Origin of the sequence: Halomonas sp. 113, assembly GCF_904067645.1 — a bacterium.
Lineage (GTDB): Bacteria > Pseudomonadota > Gammaproteobacteria > Pseudomonadales > Halomonadaceae > Vreelandella > Vreelandella titanicae.
The window spans coordinates 844,075-860,461 of record NZ_LR881453.1 but is presented as its reverse complement, the minus strand read 5'-3'; the positions used below and the strand labels follow the sequence as shown (position 1 = coordinate 860,461).

The window sequence follows — 16,387 nt, the reverse complement described above, 5'->3', positions numbered from 1 at the left end:
GCTCGCCTTGTGGTTTTCTTTTGAAAGGCCGTGAGAGTATCCGAAGCTAGCATCCCCGAGTCAAGAGTGATAATGTCAATCACAATCATTTAGTTGAACTTTTGATAATAATTATAATACACCGTGGCGACATGCATCACCCGGACTACCGGTCATATATCTAGACGCTGCGTTCTTATCACGCGGTGAGGATTATTCGTTATTTACGTCTTAAGCTTTTGGAGAAGGCTATGGCCCTGTTCCATAGAAGTCTGAGCGCTTACGTGGCGCTTATCGCTGCGTGCAGCCTCGGCGCTTTGCCCGTTGGCGCGCAGCAATATCCCCTTGAAATCGAAAATGCCTTAGGCACCACGGTGCTTTCCAAGAAGCCCGAGCGGGTAGCGACCGTGGCCTGGGCCAACCACGAAGTGCCGCTGGCGCTTGGCGTTTTGCCGGTCGGCTTTGCCGCTGCCAACTTTGGCGACGACAACGGTAACGGGCTACTGCCCTGGGTAGAAACCCGGCTTGAAGAGCTGAATGCCACACCCCCTGCCCTGTTCGATGAAGGCGACGGAATCGATTTTGAAGCCGTGGCCGCTAGCCAACCGGATGTGATTCTGGCGGCCTATTCAGGGCTCAGCCAGTCGGACTACGCCACTTTGAGCCAGATCGCCCCGGTGGTCGCTTACCCTGAAGGCCCCTGGGCAACCGACTGGCGGGATATGATCCAGTTGAACAGCCAAGGGATGGGCATGGCCGAGGAAGGCCAGGCGCTAATCGAGCAGCTTGAGGCACAGATTGCCGATACCGCCGCCAACCACCCTGACCTTGCGGGCAAGACGGCCATGTTCGTGACCCACCTTGACCCCACCAACCTCGGGCGCATTTCGTTCTACACCGACAACGACGCGCGGGTGCGGTTTTTCCATGACCTGGGGCTGGCCTCGCCTGAAGTCGTCAAGCAGAACTCCACTCCCGGTAAATTCGCTGGCGAAATCAGCTCTGAATTGATCGACGAGCTCAACGATGTGGATATTCTCGTCACCTACGGCGGTCAGCCGCTGATCGAGCAGCTCAACGCCCACCCGCTTACCTCCCGCCTGCCGGTGGTAGAAAAAGGCGCCATTGTCACCCTCGGCAATACGCCGCTGGGCACGGCGGCCAACCCTACCCCCATGTCGATCTCATGGTTACTGGACGATTATGCAGACCTGCTCTCAGAAGCCGCGCGCAAGTCACAACGGTAGCGGTCCGGCGTCTGGCTCAAGCGTTAATCGCTCTGTCGCTCTTCGTATCAAACGCAACGCTGCCCGTCGGTTGTCTGGCGGCGCAGCGCTGCTTGTTCTGCTCGGCCTTGCCGCCATGCTCTCTGTGGCGTTTGGCGCCCGTGAAGTAGGCTGGCCGGAAATCGCCGCCGCGCTGAGCGGCCAGGTAGAAACCGTTGGCGACGCTGCCGTAGCCAGCCGCCTGCCGCGCACGCTACTTGCCATGCTGGCCGGAGCCGCCCTGGGGGTTTCCGGTGGCGTCATGCAGGGCCTGACCCGCAACCCGCTGGCCGACCCTGGCCTTCTGGGCGTTAACGCCGGGGCGGCGCTGGCGGTGGTGATTGGCATTGCCTGGTTCGGTATTGACGAGACGACCAGCTACATCTGGACAGCCATTGCAGGCGCCGCTATCTCGGCCTGTGCGGTTTACGCGATAGCCAGCCTCGGCCAAGGGGGCGCTACGCCGCTGCGGCTGGCGCTGGCAGGGGCGGCCATTACCGCCGCGCTTAGCTCGCTTGCTACTGCCGTGGTACTGCCACGGGGTGATATCGGCGGGCTGGTGCAATCCTGGTTGGTGGGCGGTGTGGGTGGCGCGACCTATGAGCAGCTTCTTCCAGTGCTGCCCTTTCTGGTGACGGGGTTTGTCATCACCCTGCTCGCCGCGCGCAAACTCAATATGTTGGCATTGGGGGACGACACCGCCGCCGGGCTGGGTGAAAAGGTGGCCGTGGCCAGGGCCATGTCGGCAGTGGGCGCGGTACTGCTGTGCGGCCCGATTACGGCGGTGTGCGGCCCGATTGGCTTTGTGGGGCTGGTCGTACCCCACGCCTGCCGCCTGCTAGCGGGCGGCGATTATCGCTGGCTGCTACCCTTCTCTGCCCTGGGTGGCGCCGTACTGCTGACGTTGTCAGACGTGGCCGGGAGGCTAATCGCCCATCCTTCAGAGCTGGACGTGGGCATCGTGACCGCCTTTATCGGTGCGCCGGTGTTTATCTGGATTGTGCGCAACCGCAAGGTAGGCTCACTATGAACCAGCCGCCCCTCAGCGCGATCAGCCATTTCCGACAGATTAGAAAGACAAACGCTAAGCACCGCGCTCGCATGATTGCATTGCTTAGCGCTAGCCTAATCGCAGGCGTGCTGTTAACCCTGATGGTGGGGCAGTCCTTCACGCCGTTAACCACGGTGCTACGCATACTTGGCGGTGCGGAAGTGCCTGGGGCTGGTTTCACCGTGCGCGAACTGCGCCTGCCCAGGGCCGTCGTTTCAGTGCTGGTAGGCGCCTGTTTTGGCCTGGGCGGCATCGCCTTTCAGACCCTGCTGCGCAACCCACTGGCAAGCCCGGATATCATCGGCATCAGCACCGGTGCCAGCACCGGGGCGGTATTTGCCATCGTGGTGCTCTCGCTAAGCGGCCCGGCGGTTTCTATGGTGGCAATTGCTGCCGGGCTGGGCGTGGCGCTGTTGATCTACACGCTCTCCTGGCGTCAGGGCGTGACCGGCGGGCGACTGATTCTGATCGGCATTGGCCTGGCCGCAATGCTGCAAAGTATTACCGCCTATCTTTTAATGCGCGCGCCCAGCTGGACGCTACAAGAAGCCCTGCGCTGGCTCACCGGCAGTGTCAACGGCGCTCAGTTGGATCAAGCGCTGCCGCTGTTGGTCGCCCTGCTCCTGTTCGGCGGGCTGCTATTGAGCCGCCACCGAGACCTTGAAACCCTAAGCATGGGTGACGACCTTGCCGCCGGGCTGGGGGTTCGCCTGGCTATTACGCGGGTTGTCGTGGTCATTACCGCGGTGGCACTGGTGGCGTTTGCCACCGCCGTTTCCGGCCCGGTGGCCTTTGTGGCGTTCCTTTCCGGCCCGATTGCGGCCCGCCTAATGGGCCGCAACGGCTCGCTGCTCATTCCCGCCGCGTTGGTGGGCGCCCTGCTGGTGCTGCTAGGCGATTATGCGGGGCAGTTTCTGCTCCCCGCCCGCTACCCAGTCGGCATCGTGACCGGCGTATTAGGCGCGCCCTATCTCGTTTATCTGATACTTCGCGACAACAAAACCCGAGGCACTCTATGAGCGCTTGCTCACTACTCGCCCAGGGCCTGGTGGCAGGCTATGGGGAACGCACCATTCTGGATGACGTTAACCTGACTGTGCCTGACGGCCAGACCACCGCCATTGTGGGTGCCAACGCCTGTGGAAAATCGACCCTTTTGCGCGTGCTTTCACGGCTACTGACGCCCGCGCAGGGCAGCGTGCTGCTGGAGGGTAACGCCATTCACCAGCTACCCACCCGCCGCCTGGCACAACAACTTGGGTTTCTGCCGCAATCGCCCATCGCCCCGGAAGGCATTAGCGTGCTCGAGCTGGTCAGCCGGGGCCGCCACCCGCACCAGGGGCTTTTCAAACGCTGGAGCGCGGCAGATGAAGTAGCCGTCGCCGACGCCCTGGCCGCCACCCACCTGAGCGAGCTGGCCGAACGCCACGTGGACGAGCTTTCCGGCGGGCAGCGCCAGCGGGTGTGGATCGCCATGGCGCTGGCCCAGCAAACCAAAGTGCTGCTTCTGGATGAGCCCACCACCTTTTTGGATATCAACCACCAGATCGATGTGCTCGACCTTCTCACTGACCTAAACCGGCAGCGCGGCACCACCATCGTGATGGTGCTCCACGAACTCAACCTGGCCGCCCGCTACGCCGACCAACTGGTCGCCATGGCTAACGGCAAGGTTTACGCGGCAGGCCCGCCAGAGGAGATTCTGACCGAACAGATGGTGCGTGAGGTATTTGGCCTGGAAAGCCGGGTTATCGAAGACCCCGTCACCGGCAAACCGATGATGATACCGCTTGGGCGGCATGGGGCGTGTTAAGCGGGTAAAAGAGGCCGCTCAATGGCACGCCCAACCTGTAGTACCTTGGCGTCATCAAATGCTTTTCCCATGATTTGGACGCCTATCGGTAGCCCTTGATGATCCTTACCGAACGGCACGGTCAGCGCGGGCAGCCCGGTCACATTGGCGGGTGCACATAAGCGCACATACGCCTCGGCAACACTCTCTTGACTGCCATCCTTCCAGGTAAACGTATCCTGCTCTATAAGCGCTGCTGTCTGGGGCACGGTTGGCGCCAGTAGAATGTCGATCTCTGAAAAAAGGGAACCCCAGCGCTGTGCGATCAGGTGTCGGGCACGCTGTGCCTTCAAATAGTCTCCGGCAGGAAGCAGTTGTCCGGCTTCGAGCAAAGTACGTACATCATCACCGTATAGCGATGCCGATTGGCGTATGTCCTTGGCGTGTACAGATGCCGCCTCAGCCACCATCAGGCCCCACTGGGTCGGAATGAGGTAGTCGGCCAGCGGAATATCCACCTCCACCAGCACAGCTCCCTGCTGTTCCAGATGCGCTGCCGCACGCCTAACAGCCGCGGCGACTGGCTCCGCAACGTGGTCAAAGTAATAGTTGCGCGGGATACCAACACGCAGCCCTTGCACACCCGACTCTGCGTTGATACCGAAAGAGGCAGACGGAGTACGGCTAGCGGGGTCGCGCGCATCAAAGCCCATCACTGCCTGCAATAACAGGCCAACATCCTCTACCGTGCGTGCCATAGGGCCCGCATGATCGAGTGACCAGGCCAGGGGCGCAGTGCCGTGGCGGGAGACCAAGCCATACGTTGGCTTGAACCCGACTAACCCGCAAAGTGCTGCGGGTACTCGAATCGAGCCACCGGTGTCTGTTCCCATGGCCGCCCAGGCACCGCCATAGGCAACCGCTGCTGCAGAACCCCCACTCGAGCCCCCCGACGTGCGCTGGGGATCACGCGGATTGCGCGTTTGAGGTGTGGTCAGGCCGAAAGCGAACTCATGCAAATGGGTCTTGCCCAGGAGTATGGCGCCGCCACGCAGCAAGGCATCCGTTACCGCGCTGTTGGCCTCTGCCCGATGCCCGTCCCGAACACGGGAGCTGGCAGTGGTGGGTTGGTCAGCAACATCGAACAGGTCTTTCAGCGCGATAGGAATGCCATGCAGCGGCCCACGGTAACGGCCATGTTGAATGTCTCGCTCGGCCTCAAGTGCCTGCTCACGGGCGGCTTCTACCCATACAGATACAAAAGCGTTGATCTCTGGCTCTCGCGCACCAATACGCTCCACGGCCGCATCCACCAACTCTACTGGCGACAGTTCGCGTGCCGCGATGGCGGCACTGGCTTGGGCCAGTGTCAGGTTTAATGGGTTTAGCATGGGTTGTTCTCCTGACTGGCATCAAAGGCAAATGAAGGAGGGTATGATTCATCAATAGGTAATTCGTCGAGCCGGGTAATTACCGTGTGTATGTGATGCAGTACGCCAGCAATCAGTGGCGCACGTTCAGAGGCCAGGGGCAGCCCCAAACTGGTAGCCAGAGCCTGGGTTTCCTCGGCGGACATAGGGGTGGTATTTTGAACAGTCATGCTTGATTTCCTTTCTTCATTGAGGTGCGCGCTTGCATAAGCAGCAGGGTAATGGCCAGCAAGGCCAGTGCTGTGACCACCGCACCATAGACATTGACCGCGGCCAGCAAACCGGCCTTCTGGGCCAAGTAGCCGACAGCCATCGTAGGCACACTGTGGGCCAGATAACTTTCGATATAAAACACGCCCATCAGCGCGGCACGTTCATGGGGCTCGGCCAACGGAAGGACACTGCGCACAGCCCCAAGAAAGCTCGCGCCAAACCCAAACCCCGCAATGACCGACCCGACCAACAGCAAGACAGCGTATCCCTGGTTAGCCCCGATCAGAATGACGACCAGCCCTACGACCAAGGCAAGTTCGCCAGACAAGAGGGTTGTAAAAGAACTCAGCTTGCGAGCCGCCAGAACCGCTGTGGCGCCAGTGAGCGTTAGCGCTGCGACGACAAGACCACCAAGCCATGGCGTGTTCACATGCGTAACGTCAACGATCAGCGATGGCATAAGCGATAGATAAAAGCCACCCAGCATCCACACTGCCATGTTCGCAGGGGTGACAGATAACAACGTCTTGCGCGCTTGCAACGGCACGGCAATACGTGGTTTCAGGCTTGCCCAGGCACCCGGGCGAGATGTCGCCGTCTCCGGCGCCAGCCAAATCAAGGCCAACATCACCAGAAAAACAGCCAGCAGCAACACGTACACCACGTGCAGCGGATCAGGCGCCAACACGACCAAAGAGGTACTGCCTAGCGCGCCGGCTGCCATACCAAGCAGCGGTGAGATGCTGTTGATCACGGCCCCCCGCTCCCGACTAAAATCGAGTATCGCCGCTCCGACTGCCGCAGTGGCCATACCAGTGGCAAAGCCTTGCAGAGCGCGCGCAGCAATCAGCCAACCCGGCCCGGCAGCACCTAAAAAGCCCACCATAGCGATGATCTGTAGCAACAAAGCCAGGGCAATAACCGGACGTCGGCCAATATGATCTGACAGCCTCCCCGCCACCAGCAGTGCCAGAAGCAGAGCCAGCGCGTAAGTGGCAAAAACCACGGTCAGCAGTGTTGCGCTAAAGCTCCATTGCTGCTGATAAAGTTGGTACAGCGGGGTAGGCGCACTCGATGCTGCCAAAAAGGCAATCATTATCGCTGCGTGCAGGAAAACAGCACTGGAGGAAGACAGTCTCCAGCTCGAAGAACGGCGGGCGGTATCAGAAACGTTGATGGACATGACCCCTCTCAAAAGGCAAAATATTAGCTTTAAGGATCATAAGCCCAACAAATCACTAAAGCAAATATTTTGCTTTAGTGATTTATTCCACCGTACCGGCGAAAACGTACCGATGAATAAGCACAGAAGGAACACATGACCAACAAACCCACTCCCCGTCCAGGGGGCCGCAGCGCTCGTATTCAGGCTGCCGTTCATCAGGCCGTTCAAGAGCTGCAAAAAGAACAAGGGCGAGCCGGGCTTACGGTGCCCGCTATCGCCGCACGTGCAGAAGTCACCCCCTCTACGATCTACCGTCGCTGGGGTGATCTTGCCCAGTTACTGGCCGACGTTGCCGTCGAGCAACTACAGCCGGAACAGCCGCCAGCCGATACAGGGAGTTTGCGTAGCGACTTGTTAGCTTGGCTTGTTGAGTACTTCGAAGAAATGTCATCAGCCCCAGGACGGGCGATGCTCCGCGATGTTCTAGGTACAGAAGGCCACGCCTGCGCGGGGAAATGTGATGGCTTCTTGCGTCAGCAGATCGAAGTCATAAACGAACGCGCCCTCGCCAGAGGCGAGCAGCCGATTGAAACAGGCCTAGTCATCCGAATAGTGGTGGCGCCTCTGATGTACCGCATCTTGTTTGCCAACGAAACGCCGACTGCGCAGGCCATAGAAGCACTTTTTGAACAGTTAGTAAGCTCAGCAGATGCTTGATAAAAAAGCCCCGTGTTTTGGATAACACGAGGCTTTTAGCAAGAGCGCGCCGCCTGACCTAGGGTGCTTCGACAGCGGCACGCCCTTTGATGATAGAGCGGGCAAGCATCAGATACGCCACCGATCCACAGGCGGCCATGGCCAGAATGATCGCTTCAAGCGTATGCGGCAACATGGCGGACAATGCGCTCAGCAGCCCGGCGACACCGAACTGTGCTGCGCCTAGAAGCGCTGCGGCCGTCCCGCCACTGGTGGGAAAGAACTCCAAAAAGCACGCTTGAATATTCGGCGAGATCGCCCCTATCGAGCCGATGGTCAGCATCATGGCGGGCAGGAAAGCGTATAGAGGCCACTCCATAAAGGCAGCCATCACCAGCAATAGTATACCGACTGCCTGACAGCCCGTTGCCAACTGTAGGATACGCAGTGAAGGTAGTCGGGAAAGCAACACTCGATTAAGAATGTTGAAGATAAGCATCGCGACGATATTCGCCGCAAACAACATCGAAAAGCTTGAAGGCGACTGGCCGAAATGCCCCTGATAGATAAATGACGCATAGGTGATGAACATCATCAGGGTAGAAAAAGAGGCAGCCTGCCAAACGATGAACGGCAAGGCCGGTTTTGTCGACAGTACCAGCTTGTAACGCGCCAGCAGGCTCATCTTAGGGCTTTTCGCGCGGGATACCTTGCCCGTGCCGGTAAAGATCACCCGCACCAGCAACGGCACCAGCAGCACCGCGTATACCGCCAAGGCGAAAAAGATATAGTGCCAGGAACCCAGCGCCAGAATCGCGCTGCCTACGCTCGGAGCGATTCCAGGTGCCAGCACCATGATAAAGCCCATCATCGAGAACAGTTTCGCGGCGTCGCGGCCCGCCACCCGGTCGCGCACCAGCGCCGGCACAGATACCAGGGTAAAACCGGCGCCAAGAGCCTGAACTGCCCGCCCGCCGAGCAGGGTGTTCAAAGAATCCGCCATACCAATGACGATGCTCGAGAGCGCAAAAATCGCCAGCCCGCTCATCAGCACCCGCTGGCGCCCGTAGCGGTCTGAAAGCGCACCGCCGATTAACTGGCCAAACGCCAACGCGAGTACATACACTGAAACGCTCAACGATACCGCCTGCTGAGAAATCCCCAGCGATTCACCGATGACCGGAAAGGCCGGCAGGTACGTATCCATGGAAAACGGGCCCAGCATCATGGTCATTGCCAGGCTCAGCACCACAATGAAGGGCGTTTTAGATTGGGTCATAGAAGCTCGCGGTAAAAGGGCGTAATGATGGACAACACCCACGATATGATACCGACTGATGCCATCAAGGCAATCGAATAGAAAATGAGGGGGTGGGCTGCGGGGCGGTAATCGACTAAACACCTAGCCAGTTTGTTATCGGTTTGCTCGGCCATGCATTAAAAACTATTCTTAAAAACATGCTTAAAACCAAGCTTAAAAAACCATGCTGACAGCACACCCCCAACGAGGAATGAGGAGGCAAGGATGTCTATGCCCCAGCCAGAACGACTTCATCTCGACAGCGATGCAGCGACCGGCTACCCCAACTCCCCTCTACCAGTGCTGGTTTATCGCCAGGTTCTCGATATCAGCAATGCAGAGGAGCGGGCTGATGCCTTTGAAAGCATGTTCAAACGCCACGGCTGGCCGCCTGCGTGGCGCTACCACCTGTATGACTTTGACCACTTTCACTCCACCGCCCATGAAGCACTGGGTATCTTTCGCGGGCGGGCACGGGCGCGGCTGGGTGGCCCTAACGGCCAGGAGCTGATGCTTTACCAAGGCGATGTACTGGTGCTGCCAGCAGGAGTTGGGCATGCCAGCCTGGAGGCGGATGATGATTTCTGCATGGTAGGCGCCTACCCACCCGACCAAAAGCCGGAAATAGAGCGCGGCGACCCCGCACAGCTTGCGGCAGCAAAAGCCCGAGTCGCTGCCGTTGCCTTACCCGAGGATTCCCCGGCAGGAGGTTCACTAGCGGAGCTGTGGCGGGAAGGCTCTTAGCAGGTGGAAGGCAATTGGCAAGCTCGACGATTAATTAGCTTTTCGACGAACCGGAGCAGTTTTTAACTATTTATGCATAATCTGACGCTTCACCTGAGGCGTTTTAACAATGTAAGTAATATCTTGGGGAAACGGCCAATGTAATGTGTGAAACATCATTAAATAGGTCGTCGGAAAAAGAGTACTCTATAGCACCATATATTGCTAACATGGCTTATTCTCTGCATTTATACTATTTTTTTCTACATAAAATCGTGGTTTCTCAGCCAATACAGCAGCCTTTTTCAATAAATCAAAACCAGCACTAAAGGGAGCTCATGGAACTCAGACACTTAAGGTACTACATTGTCGTCGCCGAACAACTTCACTTCGGGCGCGCGGCTAAATTACTTAATATATCGCAACCACCCCTAAGTAATCAGATAAAAAACCTTGAAGAAGAAATCGGCGTTCAGCTTCTTATTAGGAATAACAAGGAAGTCCGCATCACGCCAGCGGGTCAGCATTTTCTCGAAGCGGCAAGAAAGTGCATTGCGACGCTGGATAAGGAAATAGCCTTTACTCAAAGAATAGCACAAGGCAAGGAGGGATCTATTTCAATCGGATTTAGCGGTACTATGTCGTTTCACTTGATTCCATCTATCGTTAAAGACTTTAAAAGAAGCCATCCAGGTATCGACATACGTTTGCAACAACTTACCACTCACAATCAGATTGTCGGCTTGATACATGGGACAATTGATGTCGGATTTCTTGTCTCTCCTGTCTCAGACAAACGAATAGACAATATCACGATACTAGAAGAGCACTTCGTTGCCTGTCTTCCTAAAAGCCATTCACTAGCGACCACTAACCAGGTGGTCGACGTAAGTAAACTCAGTAATGAAAACTGGGTGATGACACCCCGAGAAGCAGGGCACGGTTACTATGATGCGATAATGGCTCTGTGTAAAGAACATGGCTTCAAGCCCAATGTCATTCAGACAGCTCAGGAACAGCAAACACTGGTGGCACTCGTGGCCGCCGAAATGGGCGTTACGCTACTTCCCCACTCGGCCACCTACATAAAAAATGACCATGTAGTGTACAAGTCGATTAATTCAGATGTGCAAAAGGTCAGCTCGATGGCGTGGAATTCCAATTTATTGACTGATACGGCACGTTTCTTTATTCAGTATATTGAATCGAAGATAAATGAAGGCACGATCGAAAAGCCGATCGTGCCTAAAACTTATCTGCTTTCTTAAAAAGGGCCTAGGTTGATGGCCACCGCAATGCTTAGCGCCGCAGCCCCAATGGCTATCCAGATTAATAGCAAAGGGATCACGAACTTAAGCCATTTAAGCCATGGAACCCCACCGATCGCAATACTGGCCATTAAAATTCCCGACGTAGGGGTAATAATGTTAGTAAAACCATCACCAAAGTTATAAGCCAGCACGGCAACTTGCCGGGTCAAACCGATAGTGTCTGCTAATGGCGCCATCACGGGGACAACAATCGCCGCCTGACCGCTGGCAGAACTAATGATGATATTGAACGCCAGATTGAACCCGTACATACCTAGTGCCGCCAACACATTAGGTAATGGCTGAAGTACCATCGCAATCGAGTTAACAATGGTGTCCAGAACGTAAGCGTTTTCGAGCACGACCACAATTGCCCTGGCAAGGCCCACAATTAATGCTGCGTACAGCATTCCTTGCGCACCTCTGATGAACAGATTCACATACTGGTTTGCGGGTACCTTTTCAATCGCCGCCGTTCCCAGGCTTATTACCAAGAACAGCGCGGCCATTTCATGCAACCCCCATCCTAAGTTAAAAACGCCCACTACGTAGCCAATCATACAGGTCGAAAAGTATTCCAATATCACCTTATGTTTCCGAGTAAACTCGGCGGGGATTGTGTTAGCGTTTTCAACCTCTGTGGGGAAAGGTGTAGCGCCCAGCACAGATTTACTTTGATCTTTTGAAACTTTGGAAATGTAATGACAAAGATAGGCGATCGTCGACGCTAAAATGCAGAGGTAGACGGCAAAACGAAACCATAGGCCGCTGAAAATGGGGAGCCCCGCGATCTCTTGACCAAACCCGGTGGTAATCGGATCCAAACCGCCAATCGTGTAGCCTGCATATGCTCCCAGGTAAATAATCGCCACGCCTGCTACCGCATCTAGCTTAAAGGCTCTGGCGATAATGATGCCGATGGGGATAAATGCAATAACAGCCGTTTGTAACGCGCCAATAAACCCCGCTGCCGAAAAAGCGATAGACACCGCCACTATCAACGCATATTTTTTATCCTGCGTTTTCTTGATCAGCTTCATAATGCCAGCCTGAATGGCTCCTGTGTGATCCAGGATGGCGAACGAGCCGCCAATGGTCAGCACAAGAAAGATAATGCTGGCAGAATCGATCAAACCAGACTGTATCGAAAGAAAAAAATCATAGAGCGTGGTGGGACTTGCAGGCAACGCTTCATAGCTACCTGGCACCACCATAGCAGTGCCACTTTCTGTTGTACGCTCAAAGCTGCCTGCTGGAATGAACCACGTCGCTATTGATGCAATCATTAGCATCGCGAACAGGATGACATAGGAGTCAGGTATATTTTTCTTCTTTTTAACAGCTGAGGCATTCGGGTCTATTTTTTTCATTTTTACCTCTCTAAAACTTATAAGGGCAAGGTCAAAGGCCTCACCCTATTGTGAATTAACCAATGATTAGCGACTCGAAGTCTCTGGGAAAGTAAGTGATCATATCCATACCCTTTTCCGTTACCACGATAGTGTCGGAGTGTCGGAAAGCGCCCAGGCCATCGACATACAGCCCCGGCTCAACGGAAAAGACCATGCCTGGTTCAAGCAGAGTGTGATCTCCCAGGTCGAAAAATGGGGCCTCGTGGTTTAAAAGTCCCATGTTATGGCCGGTATGATGTTTAACGTATTGCGTTAAGCCATTATCCTTAAAGTATCGTTGCACCTCTTCCTCTACTTTAGAAGCGGGAATACCTGGTTTAATAGTTCTAAAAGCTACTTCCTGCGCTTCATACATATGATTGAAGAATATTTCCTGTTCTTTTGTTGCTTCTTCAATAAACATGGTACGTTCTAGCTCGCTCTTGTAGCCCCAAACATCGCAGGCCGCCTGCGAGACAACATTGAACCCTTTCTTGAACATGGCGTTCTGGTTTTGCGAATGAGGGAAAGCCGAATGCGGGCCAATCTGACCGCGATAGAATGCATGCGCTGGCGATCCATAGGAACGATAACCTGCGCCCAGGGTTTCGAACATCGCCTTGGTCGCTTCCTGGGTAGCGCGGCTTTCCGCCTCCATTTCACGGCCACCCGCATGGGTATACTTAGTCAGCAGGTTGTGCGCCAAATTACCCCATCGGGCAGACTCTTTAATCAGCTCTATTTCCGTCGATGATTTAATATAACGCTGCTCTTCAACGAGCCCTTTGATAAGCACCTTATCGGCAAAAGTGATCAGTGAAGTAATTGCCGGCCCCGCATAGCCCTTTGCTGACCCATACCCCTCGGCATCAATGCCAACACTTAAAGAACCAAAGTTCTTATCCTGAAGTACCTTTTTGAGATACTCCATCGGATGAGTAATGCCAGGGTATTCAGGGTAATCGTAAGAAGTACTTATAACGGCGTATTCTTGTGCATGCTCTACCTCCATGCGGGGCACAAATAAACTGAAAAAGCCCTGTGCATCCACAATAAGAGCAATCGGCCTTTCTGAAGGGCGGAAGTTAAATCCTGTAAGATAGAAGATATCGGTAACACTAAAAAGCAACGCTGCGTCGCAGTGCTTATTTTTAAGATTAGTTAAAAAAATTTCTTGCCTTGCTTTAATTTCTGAAACAGAAATTTTCAAAATCATGTTGCTAGCTCCTGAGTTAACCACCTCAGGAAGCTACCAGTGCCCTCACGTGAGGGTAAAATACTATATAAATGTCATTCGATATCTTATAAATATCATTAATGGAGAACCAAACCGCTCAACTTGAGCGGTTTGGTTGTTTATTTCCAATGTATTGCATACTAACCGAGCGTATTCTTACGCTTGATTAGAAAGGCCCGTAGTTAATCAACACAGCGGTAACTACAAAGGCGATGCCCACTAGCGTCCAGAGGCATACCAACGGAAACGCGAAACGTACCCAGTTACTCCATGGCACTCCGCCCACGGCAAGCACAGACATCAACACCCCCGATGTCGGCGTAATAATATTGGTGATCCCATCACCAAGCTTGAATGCAATCACCGCCGTTTGCCGAGTGATATCAAGCATATCCGCAAGCGGCGTCAAAATCGGCATCACTACAGCTGCCTGACCGCTCCCAGAAGGCACCAGAAAGTTGAAAAAGAGGTTGAATACAAAGACAGCAAGCGCACCCAACATGGATGGAAGCGTACTTAAGGGCACAAAAATTGAATTCACGACCGTATCAAGAATCATCCCCTCGGCCATTAGCACCGTAATGCCTTTGGCAATGCCAATAATAAAGGCACCATACAGCATACCTTTGGCCCCTTTCATGAACATCTGCACAAACTCGTTGGGCGAGAAGCGAGCGAGAGCTGCGCTGCCTATCCCATTGATCATGAAAATGGCAGAGAGCTCATTAACGCCCCACCCCAACCCTAAAGAGCCATAAATAAACACCGCTAAACAGGCAACAAAGAAGCTTAAAATGACCAGATGCCGACGCGTAAACGTTAAGTTCTCATCATCTGATCCAATGGCTTCAGTGCTAAAGGGCTGACTCCCCATTAGACTTCGGCCGGGATCGTCGCTAATGCGTTTGATATACCAACACACATAAGCAATTGTCACTGCCAGTAGCACGAAAAATAGCGCCACCCTAAGCGGCGCGCCAGAAAATAGTGGCAGCCCTGCTATAGATTGCGCGATACCCAGCGTAATAGGATCGAAAACAGCCGCCGCTGAGCCCGAAAAATAGCCCAGATAGACAATGGCGATCCCCGCGATCGCATCTAACTTAAGCGCTCGTGCCAACACGATACCCAGCGGAATAAAGGCAATAACGGCATTCGACCCAACGCCAATGGCAGATACCACGCCAAATACAAAAGACACCACAATCGCGAGCAGATATTTACGCCCCCGGGCTTTATCAACCAGGCTTTTGATACCCGCATTGATCGCACCGGTGGACTCCACCACAGCAATCGCACCGCCCATTACCAGAACTAAAGCAATTAGGTTTGCTGAGCTGATAAAACCGTTCTGAATCGAAAGAAAAATGTCGAAAAAATTAAGGCCACTAGACTCCACCAGATGAAAACTGCCAGGAATAACCGTCGGCCGCCCCTCTGTGGTTCGCTCAAACTGGCCCGAGGGAATAAAGAAACTCAATAGCCAAGCCACCAGTAATAACCCAAACAGAATCACAAAGGCATCGGGCATGGCCATTCTTTGTATTGATCTAGTTTTCACGTTGAAATTTCCTGAATATTTTTTCATATAGTTATTTATTTAACGCACTGACAAACGGCTGAATGGCGTATCAGACCTGCCGTATCAACGCCGCCAGGATCGCCGCACGCGGTACAATTGAGGCTATTTCAATGTGCTCATATTCCGCATGGGGGGCAGCGCCAGTTGCACCCAGCCCATCAAGGGTGGGAATACCTTTGGCTGCAGCGAAATTGCCGTCGCTTCCTCCACCTACCGAGGCTTCCGTAAGCTCAATGCCGAATGCACCGGCAGCGTGCTGGGCAAGTTCAAACAGACGAGCCGTAGCATGTGTTCGCTCCATCGGCGGGCGCGTCATGTCACCGCTAACGGTTAGCGTTACGCTGGGATGAAATGGGGTACTTTGATAAATGGCATTGTAGAGCCGCCCGGCTTCTTCCAGCGTCGTTACCCGAACATCAATACCTAACTCAGCTTCCTCCGGCACGACATTAAGTGGGCCACCGCCACGTACCATCCCAACATTCACTGTGGTTCCCAGGCCGGGGTCGGCCAGACTATGTAAGTACTGAATCTGGTGGGACAACTCCTCAATCGCACTCACCCCTTCTTCAGGGTTATTGCCCGCATGAGCTGCTTTACCCGTTATATGCATGTAAAAGCGTCCAGAGCCTTTACGTGCCGTTTTCAAAGCGCTGCCATTAGCCGTGGCAGGTTCAACAACCAGCACCACATCGCTCGCAACCGACTCCTCCTCAATTCGTTGTCGCGAAGTAGGGCTACCTAACTCCTCATCACTGGTACATAGAAAACGAATACGGGCATTGGGAAGCGCATCGAGTTCAACGAGTGCTTTGACAGCCCAAATGGCTTGAACAATACCTGCTTTCATATCCAAAATGCCGGGACCGTAAAACTTGTCCGTCTCACGGCGGATAGCGAGCCGGCCGATATCCCAAACCGTGTCGAAATGCCCCAAAATAAGAATCTGACGATCCCCCTCTCCTAGCGTGAAGCCAAGATGATCGCCCTTTTCAGTTTGTGGGAACGTTTCCGCCTGACATTGGAGCCGGTCTTGAAATAACTGGCGCAACATTTGACCACAGGCGTCCACTGCGGCTTTATCATTGGATGGCGATTCAGCACGTACCAACGCTTCAATATCATCGAGAATAGAACGCTGATGCTCTTGCAGATAAGTGTGAAGGGTATTCATATAGCCTCTCGAGTAAGAATGACAGCCTCTAAACAGCAGCAACTCAGAACAGCGTTGTGCTATTAGGCGCACGGTCAGT

15 protein-coding genes are annotated in these 16,387 nt (G+C 54.4%); 7 read left to right on the top strand and 8 right to left on the bottom strand.

Annotated features, from left to right (window positions below; genetic code table 11):
- The first annotated feature begins 230 nt into the window (after positions 1-230).
- From YERSI8AC_RS04220 to YERSI8AC_RS04205, 4 genes are read left to right on the top strand one after another with little or no spacing between them, the layout of a single operon-like run.
- Entirely contained in the window at positions 231-1,226 is a 996-nt protein-coding gene (locus tag YERSI8AC_RS04220) for an iron-siderophore ABC transporter substrate-binding protein (protein ID WP_159176163.1), read from the top strand.
- Positions 1,183-2,274 (top strand): FecCD family ABC transporter permease, encoded by a 1,092-nt coding sequence (locus tag YERSI8AC_RS04215; RefSeq protein ID WP_022519807.1) that lies wholly within the window; start codon positions 1,183-1,185, stop codon positions 2,272-2,274. The genes YERSI8AC_RS04220 and YERSI8AC_RS04215 overlap by 44 nt, the downstream gene beginning before the upstream one ends.
- On the top strand, positions 2,271-3,314 hold the full coding sequence (locus YERSI8AC_RS04210; RefSeq protein WP_022519806.1) for a FecCD family ABC transporter permease: 1,044 nt from the start codon (positions 2,271-2,273) through the stop codon (positions 3,312-3,314). Before YERSI8AC_RS04215 ends, YERSI8AC_RS04210 begins: the two co-directional genes overlap by 4 nt.
- Positions 3,311-4,108 (top strand): ABC transporter ATP-binding protein, encoded by a 798-nt coding sequence (locus YERSI8AC_RS04205; RefSeq protein WP_022519805.1) that lies wholly within the window; start codon positions 3,311-3,313, stop codon positions 4,106-4,108. The genes YERSI8AC_RS04210 and YERSI8AC_RS04205 overlap by 4 nt, the downstream gene beginning before the upstream one ends.
- Here the strand turns inward: YERSI8AC_RS04205 and YERSI8AC_RS04200 are convergent.
- From YERSI8AC_RS04200 to YERSI8AC_RS04190, 3 genes are read right to left on the bottom strand one after another with little or no spacing between them, the layout of a single operon-like run.
- The gene (locus YERSI8AC_RS04200) at positions 4,105-5,478 is read right to left on the bottom strand and encodes an Asp-tRNA(Asn)/Glu-tRNA(Gln) amidotransferase GatCAB subunit A (protein ID WP_022519804.1); all 1,374 of its coding nucleotides are present in this window, start codon (positions 5,476-5,478) and stop codon (positions 4,105-4,107) included. The two genes, YERSI8AC_RS04205 and YERSI8AC_RS04200, sit on opposite strands and share 4 nt — an antisense overlap.
- Positions 5,472-5,687, bottom strand: coding sequence for a hypothetical protein (locus YERSI8AC_RS04195; RefSeq protein ID WP_022519803.1), 216 nt, complete (start codon positions 5,685-5,687; stop codon positions 5,472-5,474). The genes YERSI8AC_RS04200 and YERSI8AC_RS04195 overlap by 7 nt, the downstream gene beginning before the upstream one ends.
- Positions 5,684-6,913, bottom strand: coding sequence for an MFS transporter (locus YERSI8AC_RS04190; RefSeq protein ID WP_022519802.1), 1,230 nt, complete (start codon positions 6,911-6,913; stop codon positions 5,684-5,686). Before YERSI8AC_RS04190 ends, YERSI8AC_RS04195 begins: the two co-directional genes overlap by 4 nt.
- Positions 6,914-7,048: 135 nt before the next feature.
- Between YERSI8AC_RS04190 and YERSI8AC_RS04185 the strand changes: the two genes are divergently transcribed.
- Entirely contained in the window at positions 7,049-7,612 is a 564-nt protein-coding gene (locus tag YERSI8AC_RS04185) for a TetR/AcrR family transcriptional regulator (protein ID WP_022519801.1), read from the top strand.
- A gap of 58 nt (positions 7,613-7,670) precedes the next feature.
- On the opposite strand, the gene YERSI8AC_RS04180 is transcribed toward YERSI8AC_RS04185, so the two are convergent.
- Entirely contained in the window at positions 7,671-8,870 is a 1,200-nt protein-coding gene (locus YERSI8AC_RS04180; protein WP_159176162.1) for a multidrug effflux MFS transporter, read from the bottom strand.
- A gap of 246 nt (positions 8,871-9,116) precedes the next feature.
- On the opposite strand from YERSI8AC_RS04180, the gene YERSI8AC_RS04175 reads away from it, so the two are divergent.
- Both YERSI8AC_RS04175 and YERSI8AC_RS04170 read left to right on the top strand, forming a co-directional pair.
- Entirely contained in the window at positions 9,117-9,635 is a 519-nt protein-coding gene (locus tag YERSI8AC_RS04175) for a cupin domain-containing protein (RefSeq protein WP_159176161.1), read from the top strand.
- A gap of 317 nt (positions 9,636-9,952) precedes the next feature.
- Complete coding sequence (locus YERSI8AC_RS04170) at positions 9,953-10,882, top strand: LysR family transcriptional regulator (protein WP_159176160.1); 930 nt, start codon at positions 9,953-9,955, stop codon at positions 10,880-10,882.
- Here YERSI8AC_RS04170 and YERSI8AC_RS04165 read toward each other — a convergent pair.
- The 4 genes from YERSI8AC_RS04165 to YERSI8AC_RS04150 all read right to left on the bottom strand — a co-directional run bounded on the left by YERSI8AC_RS04165 (position 10,879) and on the right by YERSI8AC_RS04150 (position 16,308).
- A complete protein-coding gene (locus YERSI8AC_RS04165; RefSeq protein WP_159176159.1) occupies positions 10,879-12,294 on the bottom strand; it encodes a YfcC family protein in 1,416 nt (471 codons plus the stop codon). The two genes, YERSI8AC_RS04170 and YERSI8AC_RS04165, sit on opposite strands and share 4 nt — an antisense overlap.
- A 55-nt stretch (positions 12,295-12,349) precedes the next feature.
- Positions 12,350-13,531 (bottom strand): M24 family metallopeptidase, encoded by a 1,182-nt coding sequence (locus tag YERSI8AC_RS04160; RefSeq protein ID WP_159176158.1) that lies wholly within the window; start codon positions 13,529-13,531, stop codon positions 12,350-12,352.
- Between the two features lie 187 nt (positions 13,532-13,718).
- On the bottom strand, positions 13,719-15,113 hold the full coding sequence (locus tag YERSI8AC_RS04155) for a YfcC family protein (RefSeq protein ID WP_201304179.1): 1,395 nt from the start codon (positions 15,111-15,113) through the stop codon (positions 13,719-13,721).
- Between the two features lie 70 nt (positions 15,114-15,183).
- Positions 15,184-16,308 carry a M20 family metallopeptidase gene (locus tag YERSI8AC_RS04150; RefSeq protein ID WP_138801309.1) on the bottom strand — a complete coding sequence of 375 codons (1,125 nt, stop codon included), beginning with the start codon at positions 16,306-16,308 and terminating at the stop codon, positions 15,184-15,186.
- Positions 16,309-16,387 lie beyond the last annotated feature (79 nt).